24 protein-coding genes and 2 pseudogenes are annotated in these 23,946 nt (G+C 67.5%); 14 read left to right on the top strand and 12 right to left on the bottom strand.

Going from position 1 to position 23,946, the window contains the following annotated elements:
• Genes A5691_RS10570 through A5691_RS10580 form a run of 3 tightly spaced genes read right to left on the bottom strand, consistent with a single transcriptional unit; the run spans position 1 to position 2,492 of the window.
• On the bottom strand, positions 1–429 hold the full coding sequence (locus A5691_RS10570) for a pyridoxamine 5'-phosphate oxidase family protein (RefSeq protein ID WP_068018403.1): 429 nt from the start codon (positions 427–429) through the stop codon (positions 1–3).
• Between the two features lie 48 nt (positions 430–477).
• Complete coding sequence (locus A5691_RS10575) at positions 478–1,299, bottom strand: mycofactocin-coupled SDR family oxidoreductase (RefSeq protein ID WP_068018400.1); 822 nt, start codon at positions 1,297–1,299, stop codon at positions 478–480.
• Positions 1,299–2,492, bottom strand: a complete 1,194-nt coding sequence (locus A5691_RS10580; RefSeq protein WP_068018397.1) for an acyl-CoA dehydrogenase family protein — start codon at positions 2,490–2,492, stop codon at positions 1,299–1,301. The genes A5691_RS10575 and A5691_RS10580 overlap by 1 nt, the downstream gene beginning before the upstream one ends.
• A gap of 116 nt (positions 2,493–2,608) precedes the next feature.
• On the opposite strand from A5691_RS10580, the gene fabG reads away from it, so the two are divergent.
• The 6 genes from fabG to A5691_RS10610 all read left to right on the top strand — a co-directional run bounded on the left by fabG (position 2,609) and on the right by A5691_RS10610 (position 8,166).
• Complete coding sequence (gene fabG / locus A5691_RS10585; RefSeq protein WP_082950238.1) at positions 2,609–3,406, top strand: 3-oxoacyl-ACP reductase FabG; 798 nt, start codon at positions 2,609–2,611, stop codon at positions 3,404–3,406.
• The gene (locus tag A5691_RS10590; protein ID WP_068018394.1) at positions 3,403–4,629 is read left to right on the top strand and encodes an acetyl-CoA C-acetyltransferase; all 1,227 of its coding nucleotides are present in this window, start codon (positions 3,403–3,405) and stop codon (positions 4,627–4,629) included. The genes fabG and A5691_RS10590 overlap by 4 nt, the downstream gene beginning before the upstream one ends.
• A 65-nt stretch (positions 4,630–4,694) precedes the next feature.
• The gene (locus A5691_RS10595) at positions 4,695–5,849 is read left to right on the top strand and encodes a CoA transferase (protein ID WP_231968826.1); all 1,155 of its coding nucleotides are present in this window, start codon (positions 4,695–4,697) and stop codon (positions 5,847–5,849) included.
• Positions 5,846–7,039, top strand: a complete 1,194-nt coding sequence (locus tag A5691_RS10600; RefSeq protein WP_068018391.1) for an acyl-CoA dehydrogenase family protein — start codon at positions 5,846–5,848, stop codon at positions 7,037–7,039. Before A5691_RS10595 ends, A5691_RS10600 begins: the two co-directional genes overlap by 4 nt.
• Positions 7,040–7,041: 2 nt before the next feature.
• Entirely contained in the window at positions 7,042–7,734 is a 693-nt protein-coding gene (locus A5691_RS10605; protein WP_068018388.1) for a GntR family transcriptional regulator, read from the top strand.
• A 69-nt stretch (positions 7,735–7,803) separates the two neighbouring features.
• Positions 7,804–8,166 carry a hypothetical protein gene (locus tag A5691_RS10610; RefSeq protein ID WP_067757799.1) on the top strand — a complete coding sequence of 121 codons (363 nt, stop codon included), beginning with the start codon at positions 7,804–7,806 and terminating at the stop codon, positions 8,164–8,166.
• On the opposite strand, the gene A5691_RS10615 is transcribed toward A5691_RS10610, so the two are convergent.
• Entirely contained in the window at positions 8,163–9,137 is a 975-nt protein-coding gene (locus tag A5691_RS10615) for a GlxA family transcriptional regulator (RefSeq protein WP_068018386.1), read from the bottom strand. The genes A5691_RS10610 and A5691_RS10615 overlap by 4 nt on opposite strands.
• Positions 9,138–9,212: 75 nt before the next feature.
• On the opposite strand from A5691_RS10615, the gene A5691_RS10620 reads away from it, so the two are divergent.
• Positions 9,213–9,869 (top strand): DJ-1/PfpI family protein, encoded by a 657-nt coding sequence (locus A5691_RS10620; protein WP_068018383.1) that lies wholly within the window; start codon positions 9,213–9,215, stop codon positions 9,867–9,869.
• Positions 9,870–10,178, top strand: coding sequence for a hypothetical protein (locus A5691_RS10625; protein WP_068018380.1), 309 nt, complete (start codon positions 9,870–9,872; stop codon positions 10,176–10,178).
• Here the strand turns inward: A5691_RS10625 and A5691_RS10630 are convergent.
• From A5691_RS10630 to A5691_RS10655, 6 genes and pseudogenes are all read right to left on the bottom strand, one after another.
• Positions 10,143–11,702, bottom strand: coding sequence for a class I adenylate-forming enzyme family protein (locus tag A5691_RS10630; protein ID WP_067887771.1), 1,560 nt, complete (start codon positions 11,700–11,702; stop codon positions 10,143–10,145). The genes A5691_RS10625 and A5691_RS10630 overlap by 36 nt on opposite strands.
• Positions 11,695–13,298: pseudogene (locus A5691_RS10635) on the bottom strand (class I adenylate-forming enzyme family protein). Before A5691_RS10635 ends, A5691_RS10630 begins: the two are co-directional and overlap by 8 nt.
• Entirely contained in the window at positions 13,288–14,778 is a 1,491-nt protein-coding gene (locus tag A5691_RS10640) for a class I adenylate-forming enzyme family protein (protein ID WP_068018378.1), read from the bottom strand. Before A5691_RS10640 ends, A5691_RS10635 begins: the two are co-directional and overlap by 11 nt.
• Complete coding sequence (locus tag A5691_RS10645) at positions 14,778–15,569, bottom strand: enoyl-CoA hydratase/isomerase family protein (RefSeq protein WP_068018465.1); 792 nt, start codon at positions 15,567–15,569, stop codon at positions 14,778–14,780. The genes A5691_RS10640 and A5691_RS10645 overlap by 1 nt, the downstream gene beginning before the upstream one ends.
• On the bottom strand, positions 15,566–16,378 hold the full coding sequence (locus tag A5691_RS10650; protein ID WP_067757784.1) for an enoyl-CoA hydratase/isomerase family protein: 813 nt from the start codon (positions 16,376–16,378) through the stop codon (positions 15,566–15,568). Before A5691_RS10650 ends, A5691_RS10645 begins: the two co-directional genes overlap by 4 nt.
• A gap of 9 nt (positions 16,379–16,387) precedes the next feature.
• Entirely contained in the window at positions 16,388–17,200 is an 813-nt protein-coding gene (locus tag A5691_RS10655; RefSeq protein WP_068018375.1) for an enoyl-CoA hydratase/isomerase family protein, read from the bottom strand.
• Between the two features lie 133 nt (positions 17,201–17,333).
• Between A5691_RS10655 and A5691_RS10660 the strand changes: the two genes are divergently transcribed.
• Together A5691_RS10660 and A5691_RS10665 are read left to right on the top strand one after the other, a co-directional pair.
• Entirely contained in the window at positions 17,334–18,041 is a 708-nt protein-coding gene (locus tag A5691_RS10660; RefSeq protein ID WP_068018373.1) for a hypothetical protein, read from the top strand.
• A complete protein-coding gene (locus A5691_RS10665; protein WP_067757775.1) occupies positions 18,038–18,937 on the top strand; it encodes an enoyl-CoA hydratase/isomerase family protein in 900 nt (299 codons plus the stop codon). The genes A5691_RS10660 and A5691_RS10665 overlap by 4 nt, the downstream gene beginning before the upstream one ends.
• 20 nt (positions 18,938–18,957) lie before the next feature.
• Here the strand turns inward: A5691_RS10665 and A5691_RS10670 are convergent, their stop codons facing one another.
• The gene (locus A5691_RS10670; RefSeq protein ID WP_067757772.1) at positions 18,958–19,767 is read right to left on the bottom strand and encodes a TetR/AcrR family transcriptional regulator; all 810 of its coding nucleotides are present in this window, start codon (positions 19,765–19,767) and stop codon (positions 18,958–18,960) included.
• Between the two features lie 221 nt (positions 19,768–19,988).
• On the opposite strand from A5691_RS10670, the pseudogene A5691_RS27955 reads away from it, so the two are divergent.
• Positions 19,989–20,117, top strand: a pseudogene (locus tag A5691_RS27955) (short-chain dehydrogenase); the annotation flags it as partial.
• 120 nt (positions 20,118–20,237) lie between these two features.
• Entirely contained in the window at positions 20,238–21,245 is a 1,008-nt protein-coding gene (locus tag A5691_RS10675; protein ID WP_068018370.1) for a dihydrodipicolinate synthase family protein, read from the top strand.
• Between the two features lie 89 nt (positions 21,246–21,334).
• On the opposite strand, the gene A5691_RS10680 is transcribed toward A5691_RS10675, so the two are convergent.
• The gene (locus A5691_RS10680) at positions 21,335–21,574 is read right to left on the bottom strand and encodes a CsbD family protein (RefSeq protein WP_067281020.1); all 240 of its coding nucleotides are present in this window, start codon (positions 21,572–21,574) and stop codon (positions 21,335–21,337) included.
• Positions 21,575–21,858: 284 nt separating this feature from the next.
• Between A5691_RS10680 and A5691_RS10685 the strand changes: the two genes are divergently transcribed.
• Complete coding sequence (locus A5691_RS10685; RefSeq protein ID WP_068018368.1) at positions 21,859–22,701, top strand: enoyl-CoA hydratase; 843 nt, start codon at positions 21,859–21,861, stop codon at positions 22,699–22,701.
• 30 nt (positions 22,702–22,731) lie between these two features.
• The gene (locus A5691_RS10690; RefSeq protein WP_067757869.1) at positions 22,732–23,934 is read left to right on the top strand and encodes an amidohydrolase family protein; all 1,203 of its coding nucleotides are present in this window, start codon (positions 22,732–22,734) and stop codon (positions 23,932–23,934) included.
• Positions 23,935–23,946: the final 12 nt, after the last annotated feature.

A 23,946-nucleotide genomic window follows, 5' to 3' on the forward strand; every position in this document is an offset into this window, starting at 1 on the left:
CTACAGGTCGCCGGTGAAGTCCGCGCTGAGCCAGCGGTCGGGGCGAATGGTGAACATCACCTCTTCCACGCCCTCCATGCTTTGGACGAAGGCGCGGCCGCCCTCCTCGCCGAGGTAGCGGATGGCGACTGACTCCTGCACGTCGGTGGGTGCGGGCTTGGCGGTGTCGACAATGGAGCCCTCGACCACCACATATTGATACGGCGGTTCCTCGCGCTGGACCACCAGCGTCACCTTGCCCGCCCGCTCGATGAGCCGCGCCTTGCGGCTGGACGCCCCGGTCATGATGCGGATGTTCCCACCCGGGGTGTAGTCGTACCAGATGGGAACGCTGGCCGGCGGCCGGCCGTCGGCGGCGTCGACGGACAGGACCGCGACATGCAAGCCGGCCAAAAATTCCTGACGTTCGCTCTCGGTGAAGTGCCTCATGTCGCCTCCAAGCCAAAAAGCCCGGTCATCTATTCCCCCCGGAACCGCTCAGTATTGCGTCGAGCCCTGATCGACCGGAATCCGGGCGGCGGTGATCTTGCGCGACTCGTCGCTGGCGAGCCAGCACACGGTGTCGGCGATCTCCTCGGGCTCGGCCATCCAGTCGGGCAGGAACGGCGTGAGCACGTTGGACAACTGCGGGTTGGTCTCCATGGCTTTGCCCACCGCGACGGCCATGTCGACCGAGCCCATCGGCGTGTTCACCGGCCCGGGATGCACGCTGTTGACCCGGATCGAATGCTTGCCCAGTTCGGCGGCGAAGGCCCGGGCCATCCCGGTGACGGCGTGCTTGCTGGCGGTGTAGTGCACCATGAACGGCTGCATCTTCATGCCGGCCGCGGAACTGATCAGGATGATCGAGCCGCCGCGACCGCCTTCGATGATCTTGTCCGCGCCGGCCATCACGGTGTTCCAGGTGCCGGTCACGTTGATGTCCATGACGGCGCGGAAGTCCTCGGGTGTGATCTCGTTCCAGGCCTGCGGCGCCGCGACGCCGGCGTTGGCGACGATGATGTCCAACCGCCCGAGCGCGGCGACGCCGTCGTCGACCGCCTCGCGGAGCGCCTCGAAGTCGCGGGTGTCCACGATCGACGCGATGATCCGCCGGTTGGTCTCTTCGACCAGGCGAACGGTCTCGTCAAGGTCGTCGGGAGTCGCGGGGTCGTAGGGTACGCAGGACGGCAGCTTGCCGGCGATGTCGACGCCGATGATGTCGGCGCCCTCCCGCGCCAGCCGGACCGCGTGCGCCCGCCCCTGGCCGCGGGCGGCCCCGGTGATGAACGCGACCCTGCCTTCGAGCTTGCCTGCCATTAACGCTCCTTCGTTGTGGTCGTGCGCTGCGCCGCTTTGACGAGATTGGATCCGATGATCAGCCGCTGAATCTCGCTGGTGCCCTCGTAGAGCCGCAGCAACCGCACATCACGGTAGATGCGCTCGACCGGGACGCCATGCATGTAACCGCTGCCGCCGTGCACCTGCACCGCGAGATCGGCCACGTTACCTGCCATTTCGGTGCAGAACAGCTTGGCCGCCGACGGCGCGACCCTGCGGTCTTCCCCGGAGACCCAGAGTCGCGCGGCCTCGCGCACCAGCGCGCGGCCGGCGAGCACCCCGGTCTGTTGGTCGGCGATCATCGCCTGGACCAACTGGAACTGTCCGATCGGCGTGCCGCCCTGTGTCGCGGTGGCGGCGTAGGAGACGGATTCATCGAGCGCGCGTTGCGCGGCGCCCACCGCGAGGGCGGCGATGTGGACCCGGCCCCGTGCCAGCGAGGTCATCGCGGCCCGATAGCCGATGTCTTCGCTGCCGCCGATCAGTGCGCCGCCCTCGACCCGGACGTCGTTGAAGCCGACGTCCGCGGTCCACGCGCCTTCCTGACCCATCTTGGCGTCCTTGCTGCCGACTTCGACGCCCGGCGCGTCCGCGGGGACCAGGAATACGGCGATCCCGGGACCCTGGTCGTCGGCCGGCCGGGTGCGCGCGAACACCACGAACAGGTCGGCCACGGGCGCATTGGTGATGAAGCGCTTCTGCCCGGAGATAATCCAATCACCTTGCTCGCGAACGGCTTTGGTTCGCAGTCCGGCCGGGTTCGATCCGGCCCCCGGCTCGGTCAACGCAAAGGATGCGACGACGTCGCCCGACGCCATCGATTCCAGCCAGCGGGATTTCTGCTCGTCCGTGCCGAAGCCGACCAGGACCTGGCCGGCGATGCCGTTGTTGGTGCCGAACATCGAGCGCAGTGCCAGCGAGGTGTAACCCAATTCCATCGCCAACTCGACGTCTTGCATCAGGTTCAGGCCGAGGCCGCCCCACCGCTGCGGGATCGCGTACCCGAATAGCCCCATCTTCTTGGCCTGGTCACGTAGGTCGTCGGGCACCCGATCCTCGGTGAGGATCTCCTGTTCGCGTGGGACCACGGCCGTGCGGACGAAGTGACGGGTCTGGGCGAGGATCTCCCGAAAATCGTCGTCGGAGACCTCGGGTTGTTCGGCGGTGGTCATGGTCGGATGCTCCTACTTTGGCACCTCGTTGGTGGCGGACAACTCAGCCGCGAGCGGCCGGCGAGTGTGACGGCCCGGATAGGGAACCCGGCACCGGAGCAGATCCTATATGAAATATGATATTCGACTGCCGGGGCGTCCCGGGGACCAAAGCAGAGGGAGGCGGGAATCAGGTGTCGATGCTGACAGGTCAGACCGCGGTAATCACCGGCGGCGCGCAGGGCCTGGGTCTGGCCATCGCGGAACGCTTTGTCGCCGAGGGGGCACGAGTTGTGCTGGGCGACGTGAATCTCGAAGAAACCCAGGTCGTGGCGAAGCAGTTGGGCGGCGACGACGTCGCGGTGGCGGTCCGATGCGATGTGACGCAGGCGTCCGACGTCGAGACCCTGATCCAGACCGCCGTCGAGCGTTTCGGCGGCCTGGACATCATGGTGAACAACGCCGGGATCACCCGGGACGCGACGATGCGCAAGATGACCGAGGAGCAGTTCGACCAGGTCATCGCCGTGCATCTGAAGGGAACCTGGAACGGTACCCGGTTGGCCGCCGCCGTCATGCGGGAGAACAAGCGGGGCGTCATCATCAACATGTCCTCGGTGTCGGGGAAGGTCGGCATGGTCGGCCAGACCAACTACTCGGCCGCCAAGGCGGGCATCGTCGGAATGACCAAGGCGGCCGCCAAAGAGTTGGCCTACCTGGGCGTCCGGGTGAACGCGATCGCCCCCGGTTTGATCCGCTCCGCGATGACCGAGGCTATGCCGCAGCGCATTTGGGATTCCAAGGTCGCCGAGGTGCCGATGGGTCGGGCCGGCGAACCGAGTGAAGTCGCCAGCGTGGCGCTGTTCCTGGCTTCCGACCTGTCCTCGTACATGACCGGGACCGTCATGGAGATCACCGGCGGCCGGCATCTATGAGCGCGATGCGCGAGACGGTCATCTGTGAACCCGTCCGGACCCCGATCGGCCGCTACGGCGGGGTGTTCAAGTCGCTGACCGCCGTGGACCTGGGGGTCGCCGCGCTGAAGGGCCTCCTCGAACGAACCGGGATCTCGCCCGACGCGGTGCAGGACGTCATCCTCGGCCACTGCTATCCGAGCAGTGAGGCGCCGGCGATCGGACGGGTGGTGGCGCTGGATGCCGGGCTGCCGGTCACGGTGCCCGGCATGCAAGTCGACCGCCGCTGCGGGTCGGGCCTGCAGGCGGTGATCCAGGCGTGCCTGCAAGTGGGCAATGGCGACCACGATCTCGTCGTCGCCGGCGGCTGCGAAAGCATGAGCAACGTCGCGTTCTATTCCACCGACATGCGCTGGGGCGGAGCGCGTACCGGTGTCCGGGTGCACGACGGGCTGGCGCGTGGCCGCACCACCGCCGGCGGTCGGCATCACCCGGTGCCGGGCGGCATGCTGGAGACGGCCGAGAATCTGCGCCGCCAGTACGGCATCGCCCGGCTGGAGCAAGACGAGCTGGCGGTGCGGTCGCACCAGCGCGCGGTTGCCGCGCAGAAGGACGGCGTGCTGGCAGAGGAGATCATTCCCGTTGCGGTGCCTACCCGCCATGGCGAGGAGCTGATCGATACCGACGAACATCCGCGCGCCGACACCTCGGTCGAGTCGTTGGGCAAGCTCAAACCCGTGCTGGCGAGCGAGGATTCGGAGGCGACGGTCACCGCCGGCAACGCCAGCGGGCAGAACGACGCGGCGTCGATGTGCGTGGTGACCACGCCCGAAAAGGCGCGCGAATGCGGTCTGACGCCGCTGGTCCGCCTGGTGTCGTGGGGGCTGGCCGGCGTCGCTCCCCACATCATGGGCATCGGTCCGGTGCCGGCCACCGAGGCGGCGCTCGGCAAGGCCGGCCTGCGGCTGTCCGACATCGACGTCATCGAACTCAACGAAGCCTTTGCCGCGCAAGCGCTCGCGGTGATGCGCGAATGGAATTTCGGTGCCGCCGACCACGAGCGGACCAACGTGCAGGGATCGGGCATCTCGCTGGGCCATCCGGTCGGTGCGACGGGTGGCCGGATGCTGGCCACGCTGGCGCGCGAGCTCAACCGCCGCGAGGCGCGCTACGGGTTGGAGACCATGTGCATCGGCGGCGGCCAGGGCCTCGCCGCGGTGTTCGAGCGGGTCGCCCCGACGTGACCGGCCCGCTGAGCGGTCTCACGGTCGTGGAGGTGTCCAGCTTCGTCGCCGCCCCGCTGTGCGGCATGACGCTGAGTCAGCTTGGCGCCGAGGTGATTCGGGTCGATCCCATCGGCGGTGCCTCCGACGTCCAGCGCTGGCCCTTGGCGGCCGACGGTACATCGATCTACTGGACCGGCCTGAACAAGGGAAAGCGCTCTGCCGCCATCGATCTGCGTTCCCCGGATGGGCAGGACCTGGTTCAGCGGCTCATCGTCGAGGGAGACGGCGTGGTGGTGACCAACGCCGCCGGGCTGTCCTGGCTCGGTCACGACGCGTTGGCCGCCAAGCGTTCCGACGTCATCCACGTCCAGCTGCTCGGACGCGGTGACGGTTCTACCGGCGTGGATTACACGGTCAACGCCGGCATCGGATTCCCGCTCGTCACCGGTCCGGCCGAGCACGCCGGGCCGATCAACCACGTGTTGCCGGCCTGGGACGTGTGCTGCGGCCTGTACGCCGCGCTCGCCGTGGTCACCGCCGTCCGCCGGCGGGACGAATCCGGGCTGGGCGCGCGGATCACCCTGGCGCTGGAGGACGTCGCGCTATCCATTGCCGGAACCCTCGGACTACTGACCGAGCCGCAGGTCACCGGGACCCAGCGACAACGGCTGGGCAACGCCATCTACGGCCAGTACGGGCAGGACTTCGCCAGTGGTGACGGCGCAAGGTTCATGGTGGTCACCTTGACCCGCAGGCATTTTCGCGATCTGGTCGACGTCACGGGCACCGGCGCCGCGGTGTCGGCGCTCGCCGATGCGCTGGGCGTCGACTTCGACTCCGAGGGCGACCGCTACCGGTACCGTGCCGTCCTGTCCGGTCTGTTCGCCACCTGGTTCAGCAGTCATGCGGCCGACGAGATCACGGCCACGCTGTCAAAGACCACGGTGCTCTTCGAGCGCTACCGAACCTTCGCGGAGGTCGCCGCGGGCCCCAAGGTGACCGCCAACCCCATGTTTTCCCGGTTGCACCAACCCGGTCTGGGCGACTATTTCGCCGCCGGGCTGCCGCTCGCATTCGACGGCGAGCACCCCGCCGGCGCGGCCGCGCCCGCCCTGGGGCAAGACACCGCCGAGGTTCTCCAGCGGCGCCTGGGATTGACATCGGCCGACATCGAACGGCTGACGGACGCGAACACGATCGACCGGCGCAGAAGCCCGAAACGGAAAGACGACGCATGACCAGACTCGCCCAGACCCTCGGACTGACGGAATTCCAGACCGAAATCGTCGCCGCCGTGCGGCAATTCGTCGAAAAGGAAGTCATCCCCAACGCCGCGGAGCTCGAACGCGGCGACACCTACCCGCAGCACATCGTCGACCAGATGCGCGACATGGGTTTGTTCGGCTTGATGATTCCCCAGGAGTACGGCGGCCTGGGGGAGTCGCTGCTGACCTACGCGCTGTGCGTCGAAGAGCTGGCCCGCGGGTGGATGAGCGTGTCCGGCGTCCTCAACACCCACTTCATCGTGGCCTACATGCTGCGCCAGCACGGAACCGACGCGCAGCAACAGCGGTTCCTGCCACGCATGGCGACCGGTGAGACGCGTGGCGCCTTCTCGATGTCGGAGCCGGAGCTGGGTTCCGACGTGGCCGCGATCCGGACTCGGGCCCAGCGCAATCCGGATGGCAACTACACGATCAACGGGCAGAAGATGTGGCTGACCAACGGCGCCACGTCCACGCTGGTGGCCGTCCTGGTGCGCACGGACGAAGGCTCGGACAAGCCGCACCGCAATCTGACCGCGTTCCTCGTCGAGAAGCCGGTCGGCTTCGGTGAAGTCGTTCCCGGGCTGCAGATTCCGGGCAAGATCGACAAGCTGGGCTACAAGGGCATCGAAACGACGGAGATGATCTTCGACGGCTACCAGGCCGGTGCCGACGACATCCTCGGCGGCATCACCGGGCAGGGTTTCTTCCAGATGATGGACGGCATCGAGGTCGGCCGGGTCAACGTGTCGGCGCGCGCCTGTGGCGTCGGCATCCGCGCCTTCGAGCTCGCGGTCCGCTACGCCCAACAGCGCCACACCTTCGGCAAGCCCATCGCCGAGCATCAGGCCATCGCGTTCCAGCTGGCCGAGATGGCCACCAAAGTCGAAGCGGCGCACCTGATGATGGTCAACGCGGCGCGGCTGAAGGATTCGGGGGAGCGCAACGACGTCGCCGCCGGGATGGCCAAATACCTGTGCAGCGAGTATTGCACCGAGGTCACCCAGCAGAGCTTCCGGATCCACGGCGGCTACGGCTATTCCAAGGAGTACGAGATCGAGCGGCTGATGCGGGATGCGCCCTTCCTGCTGATCGGGGAGGGCACCAGCGAGATTCAGAAGAACATCATCAGCAAACGGCTGCTGGCCGAGTACCAGGTGTAGTGATGACGGTTCCGGATTTCGCCGCGCGGCCGCAGCTTTCGGACGATGTCGCGCGCTTGATCCGCCAGCGGATCTTCGATGGCACCTACGTCGCCGGGTCCTACGTCCGCCTGGATCAACTTGCCGCCGAGCTGGGCATCAGTGTCACTCCGGTGCGGGAAGCGCTGTTCGCTCTGCGCGCGGAAGGTTTGATCGACCAGCGCCCCCGGCGCGGCTTCATGGTGCTGCCGGTGACCGGTCGCGACGTCACCGACGTCGCGAACGTGCAGGCCCACGTCGGTGGCGAACTGGCTGCCCGTGCCGCGATCAACATCACCGACGACCAACTGCGCGAACTCAAACAGATCCAAGCGGAGCTCGAAGGCGCCTACGCCGGTGACGATGACGAACGGACGGTGCGGCTGAATCATCAGTTCCACCGGGCCATCAACGTCGCCGCCGATTCGCCGAAACTTGCCCAGCTGATGTCCCAAATCACCCGCTATGCGCCCGAATCGGTGTTCCCCGCCATCGAGGGCTGGCCGGAACAGTCGATGAGGGACCATCGCCGGATCCTGTCCGCGCTGAAGAAACGCGACGAAGAGCTCGCCCGCGCGGCGATGTCACAGCATCTCGCCGCGGGCGCGGTCCCGCTGATCGACCACCTCACCGCGCGTGGCGTGGTCGTCGACGGGAGCCCTCCGGCCTCGGGATAAGTGTTGTTTCCCGCGCCCGCCTCGGCATATTCTCCCCTGAGAGGGGGCGACAACATAAAGCGAGGAAAAGTGCCCCGAACGATCCGTACGTCGGCTCTCTTCGGTGTAGCCGTGGTCGTGATAGCTCTCGCACCGCCGGCCGTCGCCGACCCACTGGACCCGATACCCGGCAACGGTGTCTTTGTCGTGGGCCCCGACATCGCGCCGGGCCTCTATCACACGGGCGGCTCGGGGTCGGCCTTCGGCGTCTGGATCAACAACGTGCCGACCCAGGACTCGATGTGCTCGTGGTTCACCTACAGCACGCCGGACGCGAACAAGGAGCATGTGCTCCAGACGAACACCTCGATCGGCCCGATGTACGCGAACATCAACACGGCGGTCAAGGCTTTCGAGTCGCAGAACTGTCAGCCCTGGACGCGGGTCTCCTAGGGCGTCTCGCCGGAGCACGCACGGGTGTCGTGGTTCTTGGCGCGAAAGGCGTTGCGATAGCTCTGCGGCGCCACCCCCACCAGCCGGCGGAATTGTTCGCGGAAATTGGTCACTGATGCGAAACCGACTCGGTGCGAGATGGATTCGACGCTGTCGGAGCTGCGCTCTAGCAGCTCCCCGGCGTGCTTGATCCGGACGCTGTTCACCCACTGCATCGGCGTTTGTCCCGTTTCCGTCTTGAACCGCCGGTTGAGAGTTCGCTCGCTGGTGGCGGCCTGCCGGGCGATGTCGCGCAGCGTCAGTGGCAGGTGCGCGTTGCCCTCCAGCCAGACCAGCAGGCCATCGAGTTCGGTGTCGGACCTTGCCCGGTGGCGGATGACGAACTGAGCCTGGTCGCCGGTGCGGTGAAGGGGCGTGACCGCCAACCGGGCGGCGTCGGCGGCCGCCGCCGAGCCGTAGTCGCGCGCAACCATGTGCAGACACAAGTCGAGTCCCGCGGACGCCCCGGCAGAGGTGAGAACCTGGCCTTCGTCGACGTAGAGCGCGGCGGCATCGAGTCTGACGGCGGGATGCACGGCGGAAAACAGGTCGGCGGCCGACCAATGCGTGGTGGCGCGTTTTCCATCCAAAATCCCGGCGGCGGCGACGGTGAAGGTGCCGCTGCAGATGGAGGCGATGCGAATCCCCTTGCCGTACGCCGACTTCAGTGCCGCGATGACGTCCTCCCGCGTCGGCACTGTGACGTCGTTGCGCCCGGGCACCACGATGGTATCGGCGTTCGCGAGTTCCGCCAGACCGCAATCGGTGGCGATCCGCACCGGTCCGGCCGGAACGACGGGGTCCGCGCCGCAAACCCGAACGCGGTACCCCGGCGCGCCGGTCGGGAGGCAGACACGACCGAATACCTCGATCGCGATCGCCAGATCGAACGCGATGACGTCCGGCTCGGCCAGGATCGCGACGGAGTGCATGGGTTGGCAATATACCGGTCCATAGTGTCAATCCAGCCACTGGTTTTGCCGGGTGCGGCCGATGACCATGACGGGATGCACGCACAGATCGTCTTGTACGACGGGTTCGACCCGCTTGACGTCATCGGGCCCTTCGAAGTCCTGTCGGCGGGCAGCGACCGTGTGGGAGGTGACTTGACGGTGACGCTGGTGTCGGCGGAGGGGCCGCGCAGTGTCATCGGCGGCACTCGCGGTTTGGCGCTGGCGGCCACCGCCGCGCTCGATCCGTCGGAAAGCGGCTGCGTGATCGTGCCCGGCGCCAGCGGCCCCATCGCCGGTGATCCGGACGACGGGGTCGAGACCATCCCGGTGCTGCTGGCCCGAGCCGCGCAGACCGAGCTGACACCGTTGTTGCGGAAGGCGTTTGACAACCCGGAGGTGACGGTGGCCGGTGTCTGTGGCGGATCCGTCGTGATGGCGATGTCCGGCCTGATCGAGGGGCGCCACGCGGTGACTCATCAGCTGGGCCTGGGGCTGCTCGAAGCCGCGGGGGTGCATGCGGTGGCTGCTCGCGTGGTCGACGACGGCGACCTGATCACCGCGGGCGGTGTCACCTCGGGGCTGGATCTGGCCTTACACCTGCTGGACCGGTGGTACGGCCCGCGGGTCGCGCACGCCGTCGAGGAGCTTTTCGAGTACGAGCGTCGGGGCACGGTCTGGCGCCCGACGGGACGAGAACCGGCGGAGGCGTAGATGGGCATGGACGGCGACTGGGACGTAACGATCAAGACCCCGATCGGGACTCTCGCGGTGCGGTATGCATTCGCCGAGTCGCCGGGCGGACTGACGGGTACGGCGACGTACAAGGGCGAGACGGTTCCCTTGCAGGACTTGACGAGTGGCGCGGCCGCCGAGGGCACGCGATTGACCTGGCGGCAATCGGTCACCAAACCGATGCGGCTCAACCTCGCCTTCGACGTCGTGGTCGACGGGGATCGGATGGCCGGGCATTCCCGCGCGGGCCGGTTACCGCGGTCGGCGGTCTCCGGTATCCGCCGCTGATCCGGACGCCTCGATCAGCATCGCTCGCAGCCGACCGGTGTCGACCTTGCCGGTGCCCCCGCGCGGGACGTCGCCGTCGGATTCCAACAACAGCCACGCCGTCGGGACCTTGAACGCGCTCAGCAGCTTTCGCGCACAGCGACTCAGGTGATCGGCGGACACGGCCCCGTCGCACACCACGGCCGCGCCCACCCGCTGGCCCGCCGTTCCGGGCACGCTGGTGACAAAGGCGCTGTGGACACCCTCGATGCTGCGCAGCGCCCGTTCCACCTCGCTCGGGTAGACGGTGGCGCCGCTGACCTTGAACATGTCGTCGGAGCGCCCGTGGTAGAACAGAAATCCCTCGTCGTCCAGGCGGCCCAGGTCGCCGGTGGGATAGAAGCCGTCGACGGTGAACACGTCCTCTCGGCTGCGACCGCAGATGCCCCGCAGTGTGTGCGGTCCCCGAATCTGGATCACGCCCACCGTGCCCGCGGGTACGGGCTCTCCGCTGTCGGCGCCGACGATGCGAACCTCCATGCCCGCGAACGGCTTTCCGCAACTGCCCCAGGCCGGCGTGGGCATGTCGGTGTCGGCGGCATAGCCGCAGTACGGGCCGAACGCCTCGGTCATGCCGAACAAGACGGCCCGTGCGCCGGGCTGCGCCCGCTGTTCGGGCGGGAGCAGCGCCTGCAGGCTGCCCGGCCGCAGGGCCGACAGGTCGGCGTCGAGGTTGGCCGCGTGCCGCGCGAGCGTCTCGGCCTGGTCGGGCCAGCCGCGGAACAGCGTCACGCGCTCGGCCTCCAGCAGCCGCAATGTGGTCTCCGGCCGCGGTATCTCCTCGGTGACCAGGGTGGCGCCGGACAGCAGCGTCGACAGGATTCCGCTGCCGAAGCCGCCTACCCAGAAGAACGGCATCGGTAGATACAGCCGGGTGTCTGCGGTGATGCGCCGCGCGGCCAGACCCGCCCGTACGGCGCCCAGCGCGCTGCCGTGAGAATGCATGACGCCCTTGGGCGCCCCGCTGCTGCCGGAGGTGAACATGATGGCCAAAAGGTCGGCCGCCGTGACCGTCAGCGTCATGGCGTCGACGAGTCGGCGGGCCCGGTCGCCGGCGGTGACCTCGGCGAGCCCGTCGGCCGTCCAGACGTGGCGCAGAGCGGGAAGCTCGGTCCGCCGGGGCAGGTCGTCGAGGTAGCGGCGCCCACGGAACTGCTCGACGCCGATCAGGAATTGCACCGCGGCGGCCCGCAGTTGGGTGGCCAGTTCGCCCGCGGCCAGCAGGGTACTCAGCGGAACCAGCACGGCGCCGATACGGGTCAGGGCGAGGGCAACCTCCACCCAGCGGGCGCCGTTGGGCATGAGCAGCCCGACCCGGGTGCCCTTGGTAACGCCGGCATCGACGAACACCGCGGCGAGATCCCTTGTCGCCGAGTCAAGTTGACGGTAGCTGGTTCGCGACGTCGGATCGATCACCATGGGCTTGTCGCCGTAAAGCGCGGCGCGCGAACGCACCAACTCGTCGATGGTTGCCTCGTCAGGCATCGAGCAGCTTTTTCAGGTGCCGCCGGTCGACTTTGCCACTGGAGAGCAGCGGCACCTGGTCGCGTGACACGGCCAGGAACCGGCGGGGGATCTTGTATGCCGACAACTCCGCCTTCAGCCGGTCGCGCAGCGCCGCCGCGTCGAAGGCGACGCCGTCGGGCACGACCACGACCGCCCCCACCAGTTGTCCGCGCTGCGCATCCGGGACGCCCACGACATGGGCGGTCAGCCCGCCGGTGACCTTGGCGATTGCCCTTTCCACCTCGTCGGCCGAGACATTGGCGCCCGCCGTCTTGATCATCGTGCTGAGCCGGCCGACGTAGTAGAAGAAGCCATCGGCGTCGGTTCGGACCAAATCCCCGGTGCGGAACCAACCGTCGGCGTCGAAGCAGTCCTCTCGGCTTCGCCGGTAGTAGTGCTGCATCACGTACGGTCCTCGGATGCAGAGTTCCCCGACCTCGCCGGCAGCGACCGCTGATCCGGTTTCGGTGTCGACGATCTTGGTGTCGAAGCCGGGCGCCGGCTTGCCGAACGATCCGCGCCTGGTCTCGGGTTGATCGGTCTCGTCGTCACTGATCAGCCGACGCTGCCGGCTTCGGTCATGCCCAGCATATTGTGCCGCAGCTCCGGGTCGGCCGGTCGAACCTCGGGCGCCATGATGGGGTACAGGTTGCCTCGCCGCATCGATGACAGATCCCGGCGCGGGAAGCTCGGATGGTTCGCCAGGTGCGCGATCCCAGCGATGAAACCGTTTGTCAAGGTGGGTTTTTCGGCTTCCAGTAGGTCCAGCGTCTTACCGGGATCCTCCGCGTTGGAGCACACCAGCGTCGAGCCGGCGACCAGGGTGGCAAGCAGTCCGAAGGCGAGACCGCCGATCCAGAAGAACGGCGAATTGCAGAACAGCCTGTCGTCGGCCGTCAGACCGCGAATGTCGTTGAGGTTGCGCTGGTGTGCCAGCAGCGCGCCGTGCGTGTGCACGACACCCTTGGGGGCGCTGCTGGAGCCCGACGTGTACACGATGGCCAGGGGATCGCAGCCCCGCACATCGGCTTGCGTCGCCGCCAGCAGCTCGGGGGCCACGGTATCGGCCAGCCGGTAGAACCGGTCGATGTCGCGGACTCGCCGCCCCGCACCGCGGTGGTGGCTGATGCCGACCTGCCGCAGTTGCGGGGCGGCCGGGACCATGAGCCGGCAGTCGGATTCGAGATCGGGGTCCGCCAGCACCTGCCCGAGCCGTTGCACGTAGTCGTGGCCGCGGAAAGTTGCGGCGCTCAGGAGTATTTCGACGTCGCTGTCGAGCAGTTGTTGGTGCATCTCACGGGCGGTGACGAAGGTGGAGAAGGGAATCACCACGGCGCCGATGCGCGCCGCCGCCAGCATCGCGATGACGAACTCGACGCCGTTGGGGTAGAGCAGGCCGACATGGGTGCCCTTGCCCGCGCCGGCCGCGATCAGCCCGCGAGCGAGGTTCGCCGAACGCGCCTCGGCTTGGCCATAGCTGATGCGGTCGCCGTCGCAGATCAGTAGGGGATGTTCTGCGCGCGCACGGGCCCGTTGTGTCAGGACCTCGGCGACCGTCGGGCCGTCACCGGGCATGGTCACCGTGTGCGGCGGCGGCACCGAAGAAACGCCGGACCGCGCCCAGGTCAGCTTTGCCCGACGGCGTCCGCGGGATGGTGTCGACGATCACTATCTCGGTGGGAATCTCGTAGCGCGCCAGCCGTGTTCCGAGGTACTCCACGAGCGCGTCGGCGTCGACGGAGGCGGGCCTGCGCAGCTCCACCACCGCGACCGGCGTCGCCCCGAGGCGTTCGTCGGACCGGCCGACCACCGCCGCACCCGCCACTGCGGGGTGGCTCTCCAGGGCGGTGCGGACGTCGTCGGGCATCACCTTGAATCCCCCGCGGATGATCGCCTGGTCGGCACGCCCGACAATCCAGACGAACCCGTCCGCGTCGATGCGCGCCATGTCCGTGGTCCGCATCCACTGGGCCGACGGCCCCAGCTGGCCTGGCTTGACCTCGAGCAGACCGACCTGGTCGGCCCCCAGCGGCCTGCCATCGTCCGCGACCACCCGCAGCTGCGCACCCGGGTTGGCGCGGCCGACGCTGCCCCGTTTGGCGGCCCAATACCGTTGGTAATCCGGCAACGTCCAGCCCGCGACACCGCCACCGAATTCCGTTGCCGCGTAAGAGGTGAGCACGGGAATGCCGTATTTGGCGGTGAAGGCGTCGGCATCCTCGGCCGTCAGGGGGGCCGTGCCGCAGGTGACGGCGCGGATGCTCTCCAGATCGGCGCGCGGCACATCCGAGTGCAACACCGTGCGCAGCGCCGCGGGAACCAGCGATACCGTGCGCGGTCGGTGTCTTCGCACCGCGTCGGCCCACGCGTTCAGCTCGAAACGTTCGAGGAGCGCGAATGGTCGTGCGTCGGCGATGCATTGCAGCACCCGGAACACCCCGCCGATGTGCACCAGCGGCGAGTTGACGATCGCGACCCCGCGGCGGAGCCCGGTGGGCGCCGGGGTGCGCTCGGGTTCGGCGCCCATCACGCTGCGCGCCAGCACGTCGTAGCCGAGGTCGATCCTCTTGGGCGGGCCCGTCGTACCGCTGGTCAACATCCGTACCGCCACCCCGGTCCGCGGGTGGGCCTCGGGCGCCGGATGAATCGTCGGGCGGCCGGTCGGGGGGTCGTCCAATAGGCCCGCAATCGCCACCGTCGTGGCGTCGGTCGCCGGGGGCAGCAGTGTCGTCAGGTCGTCGTCTTCCCCGATGATCAGCGGCAGTCGCAGCCCGGCGAGGTCGGCCTTGGTGCGCTCGTCGCCGCGAGCCGGGTTGACGACGACGACCGTCCCGCCGCCCAGCAGCGCCCCGAGAAAGGCCGCCACGTGACCGGGCCGGTTGCGCAGCAGCATCCCGACGCCGGGTCCGCGATCGGCGACCAGGCAGGCGATGCGCTGTGCCCTGGCGCCGACGGCGGCCCAGGAGATCCATTGGGCGTCATACTCGATGGCGTGCGCGTCGGGCCGCAGGCCGAGGACATCCGCGATGCGTTGACTGAGTGCGTGCGCGGGCATCAGCGGGTCTTCGGTGTGCGCGTGGCAGCTTCGCCGCCGGCCTTCTGGGCGGCGAGTTCGGCGGTGCCGAGCGGATTGCCCAGCCGGGTGTAGATCAGCCCCTGCTCCAGGGCCGCCCGATACGGCTTGTCGAGCGATTCCCAAATCGCCTTCACCGTGCCCTGAGTCGCGGTCGGAGGGTTCGCGGCGATGGTCGCGGCGATCTCGTGGGCGCGGTCCCAGAGCCGGTCGGCGGGGACCACTTCCGAGACCAATCCGATCCGCAGCGCGGTGTCGGCGCCGACCCGCTCGTCGTTGCCCATCAGCGCGATGCGCAGCGTCTCGCCCAAGCCGATGCGCCTCATCAAGCCGATTGGCTCCAGGGCGCAGACCAGGCCGGCCGATACATGCGAGTCGAAGAACGTGGCATCCTCCGCGCAGATGACCACGTCCGATTCGTTGATGAAGTAGAACGCGCCCGCGGTGCACATGCCCTGAACCGCGCACACGACGGGCTTCCACATCTTCTGCCACTTCGGGCTGAGCGATTCGCCGGGATCCTCGTGATTCCATATGTTTTCGGGCTGGCCGTAGGGAGTCTTGATATCCAGCCCGGCGCTGAACGCACGGTCACCGGCTGCCCTGAGGACCACGGCGTTCACCGAGTCGTCGAGTTTGACTGTGCGCCAGGCGTGGGCCATCTCCGCACACATGGTGCGGTTGAACGCGTTCAGCTGCCCCGGCCGGTTCAGCGTGATCGTCGCGACCCGGTCGGTCTCGTCGACCTCGAGGAGGATGGTCTCGAACGTCATCGGCACTGCCAATCCGGCTTGCGCTTCTCCACGAAGGCTCTGGGCCCTTCGGCCGCGTCCTCGGTGCGCAACACGCGCTCGCGGAACGTTTCGGCCATGATCTCCGCCTCGTGCAGCGGAACATTGAGGCCCTTGACGATGGCCAGCCGGGTACCCCGAACCGCCAGCGGCGCATTGGAGTTGACGACGTCGGCGATCTCTCGGGCCCGCTCGAGAAGCCGGTCGTGCCCCACGATCTCGCTGATCAACCCGAGCTCGTAGGCGCGTTGTGCGCTCATCCGCTCGTGCTTGCCCATCAGCGCCATGCGCAGGGCGATCGAGCGGGGCAGCACGCGCGCCACCCGCACCATCTCGCGTCCGGCGACCAGCCCGATGCTGACGTGCGGATCGAAGAATGTGGCCTGTTCCGACGCGATCACGATGTCCGACGTGGTGACCCAGTCCATGCCGGCGCCGCAGCACAACCCGTTGACCGCGGTGATCACCGGCTTGGCCGCCGTGCGAAACGGTGGGGTGCCTTCCTGCGGCGCCTCCCATTGGTCGTAGGTGGACAGGTACGGGCGCTCGTAGATCACCTTGCCGTCTTCGGGAATGGCCGTGACGTCAGCGCCCGTGCAGAACGCGCGGCCCGTGCCGGTCACGATGGTCAGCCATACCTTGTCGTCGTTCTCGGCCTCGTCGTAGGCGGCTCGCAGTTCGGTGATCATGTGCGGGCTCAGGGCGTTGAGGGCATCCGGACGGTTCAGCGTGATGGTGGCGGTGTGCCCGTCGACGTCGTATGTGATGGTGTCGAACGAGTCAGTAGGCATCCTGCTCCCTCATCTGCCCTGGAATCTCGGTGCGCGCCGCTGCCGAAAGGCTTCCAGGCCTTCCCTGAAATCGACTGTCCGGCAAGATAGTTCGAGGTTGAACAATTCCTGGGTCATCGATTGGCTGAGCGTCGCATGCTGGCCGAAGCTCAGCGCCTGCTTGGCCAGTCCCATTGCCACCGTCGGCCCGGAGGCCAGCCGCTCGAGCAGCTCGCCGGCGGCGTCGTCCAGCCCGCCGGGGCTCACCGCCCGGTGAATCAGTCCCCAGTCGGCCGCGTCGACGGCGCCGACCTGCTCGCCCAGCAACAGCATTCGCTTCGCCCGCGTGAGGCCGACCAGGCGGGGCAGCAGCCAGGTGGCACCCGAATCCGGGCTGAAGCCACGGTCGGCGAAGGGCTGCCAGAACACCGCGTCGGTGGCGGCAACGGCGAAGTCGGCGGCCAGCGCGAGGTTGCAGCCGAATCCCGCGGCCCAGCCTCGCACGCTGCACAGCACCGGCAGCTGGATGCTCGCGACGAGCTCGATCACGCGGTGGGCGCCCTGGGGTATCCGCCGCACCAGATCGCCCGTGCGGGGCCGCGGCCGGTCGTTGGTGGCGACCCAGTCGACGCCGGCGCAGAAGTCGTCACCGCCACGGATGTGGATCGCCCTGAGCGAATCGTCGGTGGCGGCAGCCGTCAGCGCCTCCACCAAAGAGCCAATCATGGCTTCATTCAACGAGTTACGTCGGGACGGACGATCAAGCGTTAGCCGCAGCACGGCGCCGTCTCGGTGCACTGTCACCGAACCGTCGGCGCCGGCCGCGTCGGCCCCATGACTCACCGTCGAATCCGGCCTTTCTGCCGATACGGTTACCCATACAGTAGGCAATACGATTGATACGCTGTATAAGTTAGCAGGGTACGCTGCCGCCGGAAATAGCCGGGCCGGAAACCCGACCGAAAAGAGATGAAGCATGGCCTTGCAGGAGGGCGGAGCCCAGCGGCGGGCCGCACCCGAGTCGGCACGGACCGGCGATGCCAGGTTCGGCGAAGCGCCGCTGCCGCAGACCGTGGCCGCCGCCGGCGCCATGCGGCGCCTGAGCTCGCTGCTGGTCTCACTCGAGCATCCCCATCCCTCGGTCGACACCATGGTGGCGAAGTTCGCGGAGTGGGAGCGCGAGCTGTCCGCGGTGGCGCCGCGGGACAACGCGCCAAGGATCGGGGACGTCGCCGACGATTCCCGGCGCGTCTATCTCAACCACGCCACCGACATCGGCGCCTACAACCCGTGCTTTCCGGAGTACCGGTTCGACGACCTCGATGCCGACAAGGCGACCGGGCGGGTCAACTTTCCCCTGGTGTACGAGGGCCCGCCGGGATTGGTGCACGGAGGCTTTCTCGGCGTTTTCTTCGACTGCGTCATTCAGCACCACAATTGCGTCACGGGTCTGTCCGGTAAGACGCGGTCGCTGACGGTGACGTTTCGCCGGCCGACCCCCATATCGACCGAGCTACGGTTCGACATCGCTCGCTCGCAGATCGAACGCGGGATCGCGTCGACGGCGCGGTTGCTGCTCGACGGCGAAGTGCTCTGCAGCGGCGAGGTGAACACGTTGGCCTCACCGCCGGAAAAGCTCGCCGGGTTTCAATTCGGCAGGCGGCGAAAGGAGTCCGATAGATGACCGCCCCCAGCGCCCCGGACGATCGCGTACTGTTCGAGGTCGACCGCGACCGCCGCATCGCGACGATCACGCTGAACAATCCGGCCCAACGCAATTCCTATGACGCCGCGATGCGCGAGGCGGTCGCCCGATGCCTGGACCGGGTGGCCGAAGACGACGACCTGACGGTGGTGCTACTGCGCGGGGCCGGGGGCGTCTTCTCCGCCGGGGCCGACATGAACAATGCGTATGGCTGGTACGGCAAGCCGAGCCAACCGGACGGCGATGACGCGTCAGCCAAGCGCCGCCCCAGCCAGCGTCGGCGACTCACCGTGGACCGCAAGTCTTTTGGCTTCTACCACAACTTCATGGGTTTCCCGAAGGTCACGGTGGGCGAGATCGCCGGGTATGCGCTGGGCGGCGGTTTCGAGATGGCGCTGATGACCGACATCTCCGTGATAGCGCGCGACACGAAGATCGGCATGCCGGCGACCCGCTTCCTCGGCCCCGCGCTCGGGAGCCTGCACATGTTCTTCCACCGGCTCGGACCGGTGCTGGCCCGGCGCCTGCTGCTCACCGGCGACGTCATCGAGGCGAGTGAGCTCGAGCATCTCGGAATCTTCACCGACACATGCGATCCCGCCGCGGTGCCCGCCCGGGCGCGGTACTGGGCCGAGAAGGCGGCGAAGATGCCCGCCGACGGGGTCGTCATCGCCAAGGAGGCGTTCCGTCTCGTCGAACAGAGTCAGGCATACCAGGGCGAGGAAGTGGCCAGCTATCTCTTTCACGCCTTCGGCACCAACCTGCAATTCGGGCCGGGCGAGTTCAACTTCGTCAAGACCCGCGCCCAGCACGGGACCAAGGAAGCGTTCCGGCTCCGTGACGAATACTTCGACGTGCCGGAACCCGAGGTGTGATAAGCCGATTCGGTGTCGGGCTAGCGCGCCGGGGCCTTGGGGCGCGCCCGCGACCCGGGCGCCTTGGCCGCCTTGCGCGCCCGTGACGGCGCCGCCTTGCCGCCTTTCGCCCCCTTGCCCTCCTCGATCAACCGGCCGGCGTGATCGAGGATGCAGCCGAGGCCGTACTCGAAATTGGTCTCGTCGGGGGCGCCGATCCGGTGACCGATCCGGCTGACCTGAGCCAGCAGCGGGGTCTTCTCGGGGTCGATGGCGACGGCGTCCTCGATCGCGCGCGCGCCCTCGCCGGAGGATTGGTTCTTTTCGTACAGCCGCTGCAGCACCACCGATCCACGGACGTGCACCGAGACCGCCGAGTAGGTGTCGAAGGCATCCTCCGGCGACAGGCCGGCCTCGACCAGGTTGGCGATCGCCTTCTCCATCTCCTCGGCGCCCAATCGCGCCGCCTTCGGGCTGAGCGCGGCCCGAATCAGGATCAGGTCGCACAGAATTGGGTTGCCCATGAACGTTTTCCGCATCAGGCGCGCATGGTTGCGCAACGTCTCGCGCCAGTCGCTGGCCTCGACGTAGGGGGTGGCGAACACGTACTTGCTCAGCGCGCGATCGGTCATCGCGTTGAGCAGGTCGTCCTTCTTGCGGAAGTACCAGTAGATGCTCGTAACGCCGACGCCGAGGTGTTTGCCCAGCAGCGGCATGCTCAAGTTGTCGATGGACACTTGCTCCGCGAGTTCGAATGCGCCACTGATGATGTCATCGGGATTGATGGATCCGCGTTCGCGTCGTTGACGCTTGTCGGCGATAGCCTGCTTTGCCACTACGGGCACCTCCATCACGATGTATCCTGTGCATGCGGTCGGAGAGCCGTGCCAACTCACCTGCGCATACGTAGGCGTGTCGCCGCTCGACGATGGCCGTCAACCGGGCTTCCGTGCGCTTTTCCATCTGCTACTGTAATACCTATCGTAGGCTTTTTGGTAACGAAGGCTGGACGGGCGAAGGTGACCGGGCACAAGCCATTGAACGAGTCACCAGATGAGCCACGGGAATTGCCATGGATCTAGGCCTGGCGAATGCCGCCACGGTGGTCGTCGGTGATAGCCGCGGGATGGGTTTGGCGGCGGCGCGCTGTCTCGCCGACGAGGGCGGCCGGGTGGCGTTGGTGGGCCGCAGCCGGGAGGCATTCGCCGAACTCGCCGGGTGCAACTCGCACGTAACCGGGGCCAACATATGTCGACGGCGGTGCGGACTTCACCTGACCGCCCGGATCGAAGGAACTCGGCTGAGGAGATAGGGGTCGACTGTGGCGACGGCACGTGAGGCACGCGCCTGGGCGCGCGGGGCATTGCGGGGAATCGGCGACTCCCTCTACACCCCGTTCTGCGGCCCGGACGGCGACGACATCGACTGGGAGGCATACCGGACGCTGGTCCGCTACTGCGTCGGCGACCTCGGACACCCGATGTTGTGGTGCACCAGCGGGCTCTCCGAATTCTGGTCGTTGACCCTCGATGAGCGAAAGCGCTTGCTGGAGGTGGCAATCGAGGAGGGACGCGCCGCCAACCCCGACGTCGTCGTGCAGGCGTGCACGGCGGCCCTCTCGGCGAAGGACTGTCTGAACCTGACCCTGCACGCCCAGGAGGTCGGCGCCGACATCGTCTACATCCAAACGCCGATGATGGAGGTGCATGGCGGCGAGGGCGTGTTGCGATTCTTCGAATACATCGCCTCGCGCACCGACATCGCACTGGGCATGTTCAACTCGCCGTCGTCCGGCTACGTCCTGACCGCGGCCGAAAGCGCGCGGATCTACGACGAGGTGCCGGCGGTGTGCGCCACCAAGGAGGGTGCCTTCCGGCCGGCGAACAGCCGCCTACTGCACGAGTTGGCGCCCGGCCTGGTGCTGTGGGAGTGCGACAAGACGGTGTATCGCGCGGGATGGCTGCGTGACGGGATCGTCTGCCCCGCGCAACTGGGCACCACCGGCTATCTGTTCGACACGCCGCAGCGGCGATTGTTCTCTCAGTACTGGGATTTGGTGCAAAGCGACAAGCTGCTGGAGGCGATGGACTTCGGCCGCGAGTCGGGCCTGGACCAGTTCGACCTCGACGTCGGATCCTGGTGGACCTGTTACCCCGGACGGCCCGACTACTTCACCCACTGGGGCGGCGCATTCAAATACGCCGCTTCGCTACTGGGCCTGCCGATCGGCGCCTACCCGCATTCGCGCCCGCCGCAAGCGGAGTTGCCGCCCGAGGCCAAGTCGCAGATCGAGGAGGCTTATCGCCGCCTCGGGCTCATCGGAACGTAGTGACTCGGCAAAAGGGTTGCGCCACAAGTCGACTGACGAGCAAGGGTCCGGTCACCACCGGTGACCGGACCCTTGTCATCCCCTTGTTCTTACTGCTGTTCGGCCTTCTCGCGCGCCTCCGCGGCCTTGGCCTTGCCGCGCGCCTTCTCGGCCGCGGCTTCCTTCTTCGCCGCGCTGCGCTGCGCGTCGGCCTTGTCCTGCTGAGCCTGACCCTCGTTGACCAGATCGTTGCGGCCGATGATCGTGCCGACGATCTCCTTGGCCTTTCCGAAGACAGCCTCGACGATGCCCTGGATGGCCTCGATCGGACCGCTCTTGATGTCCACCATGGCGTTTCCCCTCCCTGCTAGTGGGTGTCCTTAGTCGCTTTCCCACATCGGCGGTCGAAGAAAACGTGGTGGGGACGTGGTGCTCGCCACAATGGGCGGATACAGGCACCGGTCCGCCGGTCCGTATACCGCGGTCGACCGCTCGGCTCAGCAAGCCGAAACGCGCTGTTCGGCCGGGGTTCGGGGGGCTGGGCGGCGGTTGTGGAAAACAGTACCGATAGGTATACAGTATGCGTACAAATGCCGCGGAATTCGTGGGCGACCGTGAGGAGGTACGGGGGTAGATGTCCGGCAGCGACGACGCTTCCGAGGACGCGGTGCTCTACGAGGCGACCGCCAGCGGCGTCGCGGTTTTGACGTTCAACCGCCCGGACCGCCTCAACGCATGGGGCCCGGACATCGCCGCCGGGTTCTACGACGCGATCGACCGGGCCGAACAGGACCCGGCCGTCCGGGTGATCGTGCTGACCGGGCGGGGCAAGGGTTTCTGCGCCGGCGCATATCTGGGCACGCCGAGTTCCGCACCGAGCTACGGCGACACGATGGAGAAGGCGAGCCAGACCAACCTCGCCGACCTCGTGGGCGAACGGCCACCGCATTTTGTGACCACGCTGCGCAAGCCCGTGATCGCGGCCATCAACGGCGCCTGCGTCGGCATCGGCCTGACCCAGGCGCTCATGTGCGACGTCCGGTTCGCATCCGCCGGCGCCAAGTTCGCCGCGGTCTTCGCCCGCCGCGGACTGATCGCCGAGTTCGGCATTTCCTGGATCCTCCCGCGTCTCACCACGTGGGGCGCCGCGCTGGATCTGCTGCTGAGTGGCCGCACCTTCCTCGCCGAAGAGGCGGCCGAGCTCGGCCTGGTCAAGGAAGTCGTCGCGCCCGAAGATCTGATGAAGCGTGCGCTGGACTATGCGGAGGACATCGCCCGCAACTGCTCGCCCGCTTCCATGGAAGTGATCAAGCGACAGGTGTACGGCGACGCCACTCGCGACGTGGTCGATGCCACCTCGCGCGCCGAGGTGTTGCTGCACGAGGCGATGCCGCGGCCGGACGTCATCGAAGGCATCACCAGCTTCCTCGAGAAGCGGCCCCCGCAGTTTCCCTCGCTCAACTCGACCGACGCCTAGCGTTCGCCGGGGATGCCGGAAAGGAAGATCATGGCCAGTTTGGGTTACCAGGCGATCGACGTCGACAACCACTACTACGAGCCTCTGGACGCTTTCACCCGCCACCTCGACAGGGCGTTCAAGAGCCGCGGCGTCCAGATGGTCACTCAGGGCAAGCGCACTCTGGCGGTTATCGGCGGTCGAGTCAACCACTTCGTGCCGAACCCCACGTTCGACCCGATCATCGTGCCGGGTTGTCTGGATCTGTTGTTCCGCGGGGAGATTCCCGAAGGCGTGGACCCGGCATCCCTGATGAAGGTCGAGCGGCTCGCCGACCACCCGGAGTACCAGAATCGTGACGCCCGGGTCGCGGTGATGGACACTCAGGACATCGAAACCGTGTTCATGCTGCCGACTTTCGCGTGCGGGGTCGAGGAGGCGCTCAAGGGCGACATCGAGGCGACGATGGCGTCGGTGCACGCGTTCAACCTGTGGCTCGACGAGGACTGGGGCTTCGACCGACCCGATCATCGCATCATCGCCGCGCCGATCATCTCGCTGGCCGATCCGGCGAAGGCGCTGGAAGAGGTGGAGTTCGTGTTGGGGCGCGGCGCCAAGCTGGTGCTGGTGCGGCCGGCGCCGGTGCCCGGCTTGGTCAAGCCGCGGTCGTTGGGGCATCCCAGCCATGACCCGGTGTGGGCCCGGCTGGCCGAGGCGGGAGTCCCGGTCGGATTCCATCTCAGCGACAGCGGCTATCTGCACATCGCGGCGGCGTGGGGCGGCAAAGCGACGTTCGAGGGTTTCGGCGCGAAGGATCCACTGGACAACGTGCTCCTCGACGACCGCGCCATCCACGACACGATGGCCTCGATGATCGTGCACGGCGTGTTCACCCGCCATCCGAAACTCAAGGCGGTCAGCATCGAGAACGGATCCTACTTCGTCCACCGGCTGATCAAGCGGTTGAAGAAGGCGGCCAACACTCAGCCCCGTGACTTTCCCGAGGACCCGGTCGAGCAGTTGCGCAACAACGTATGGATCGCCCCCTACTACGAGGACGACCTGCGCGAACTGGCCAAGGTGATCGGCATCGACAAGATCTTGTTCGGTTCCGACTGGCCGCACGGCGAGGGCCTCGAGACGCCGGTTTCGTTCACCGAGGAGCTCACCGACTTCAGCCCTGCCGAAATCCGTAAAGTGATGCGCGACAACGCCCTTGACCTGCTCGGCGTCCCGGTCGCCTCGGCCGTCTAGCCGCTTCCCGCT

It is taken from the genome of Mycobacterium sp. E183 (genome assembly GCF_001667735.1).
GTDB lineage: Bacteria > Actinomycetota > Actinomycetes > Mycobacteriales > Mycobacteriaceae > Mycobacterium.

Bases quoted from the DNA above. Each gene is read 5' to 3' on its own strand.
- A5691_RS10590 (WP_068018394.1), top strand. From the start codon at position 3,403: ATGAGCGCGATGCGCGAGACGGTCATCTGTGAACCCGTCCGGACCCCG.
- A5691_RS10620 (WP_068018383.1), top strand. From the start codon at position 9,213: ATGCACGCACAGATCGTCTTGTACGACGGGTTCGACCCGCTTGACGTC.
- A5691_RS10685 (WP_068018368.1), top strand. From the start codon at position 21,859: ATGTCCGGCAGCGACGACGCTTCCGAGGACGCGGTGCTCTACGAGGCG.
- A5691_RS10575 (WP_068018400.1), bottom strand. From the start codon at position 1,299: ATGGCAGGCAAGCTCGAAGGCAGGGTCGCGTTCATCACCGGGGCCGCC.
- A5691_RS10650 (WP_067757784.1), bottom strand. From the start codon at position 16,378: ATGCCTACTGACTCGTTCGACACCATCACATACGACGTCGACGGGCAC.
- A5691_RS10665 (WP_067757775.1), top strand. From the start codon at position 18,038: ATGACCGCCCCCAGCGCCCCGGACGATCGCGTACTGTTCGAGGTCGAC.
- A5691_RS10690 (WP_067757869.1), top strand. From the start codon at position 22,732: ATGGCCAGTTTGGGTTACCAGGCGATCGACGTCGACAACCACTACTAC.
- A5691_RS10605 (WP_068018388.1), top strand. From the start codon at position 7,042: ATGACGGTTCCGGATTTCGCCGCGCGGCCGCAGCTTTCGGACGATGTC.
- A5691_RS10595 (WP_231968826.1), top strand. From the start codon at position 4,695: ATGACGCTGAGTCAGCTTGGCGCCGAGGTGATTCGGGTCGATCCCATC.
- A5691_RS10580 (WP_068018397.1), bottom strand. From the start codon at position 2,492: ATGACCACCGCCGAACAACCCGAGGTCTCCGACGACGATTTTCGGGAG.
- A5691_RS10660 (WP_068018373.1), top strand. From the start codon at position 17,334: ATGGCCTTGCAGGAGGGCGGAGCCCAGCGGCGGGCCGCACCCGAGTCG.
- A5691_RS10680 (WP_067281020.1), bottom strand. From the start codon at position 21,574: ATGGTGGACATCAAGAGCGGTCCGATCGAGGCCATCCAGGGCATCGTC.
- A5691_RS10630 (WP_067887771.1), bottom strand. From the start codon at position 11,702: ATGCCTGACGAGGCAACCATCGACGAGTTGGTGCGTTCGCGCGCCGCG.
- A5691_RS10640 (WP_068018378.1), bottom strand. From the start codon at position 14,778: ATGCCCGCGCACGCACTCAGTCAACGCATCGCGGATGTCCTCGGCCTG.
- A5691_RS10645 (WP_068018465.1), bottom strand. From the start codon at position 15,569: ATGACGTTCGAGACCATCCTCCTCGAGGTCGACGAGACCGACCGGGTC.
- fabG (WP_082950238.1), top strand. From the start codon at position 2,609: ATGATATTCGACTGCCGGGGCGTCCCGGGGACCAAAGCAGAGGGAGGC.
- A5691_RS10625 (WP_068018380.1), top strand. From the start codon at position 9,870: ATGGGCATGGACGGCGACTGGGACGTAACGATCAAGACCCCGATCGGG.
- A5691_RS10570 (WP_068018403.1), bottom strand. From the start codon at position 429: ATGAGGCACTTCACCGAGAGCGAACGTCAGGAATTTTTGGCCGGCTTG.
- A5691_RS10670 (WP_067757772.1), bottom strand. From the start codon at position 19,767: ATGGAGGTGCCCGTAGTGGCAAAGCAGGCTATCGCCGACAAGCGTCAA.
- A5691_RS10615 (WP_068018386.1), bottom strand. From the start codon at position 9,137: ATGCACTCCGTCGCGATCCTGGCCGAGCCGGACGTCATCGCGTTCGAT.
- A5691_RS10600 (WP_068018391.1), top strand. From the start codon at position 5,846: ATGACCAGACTCGCCCAGACCCTCGGACTGACGGAATTCCAGACCGAA.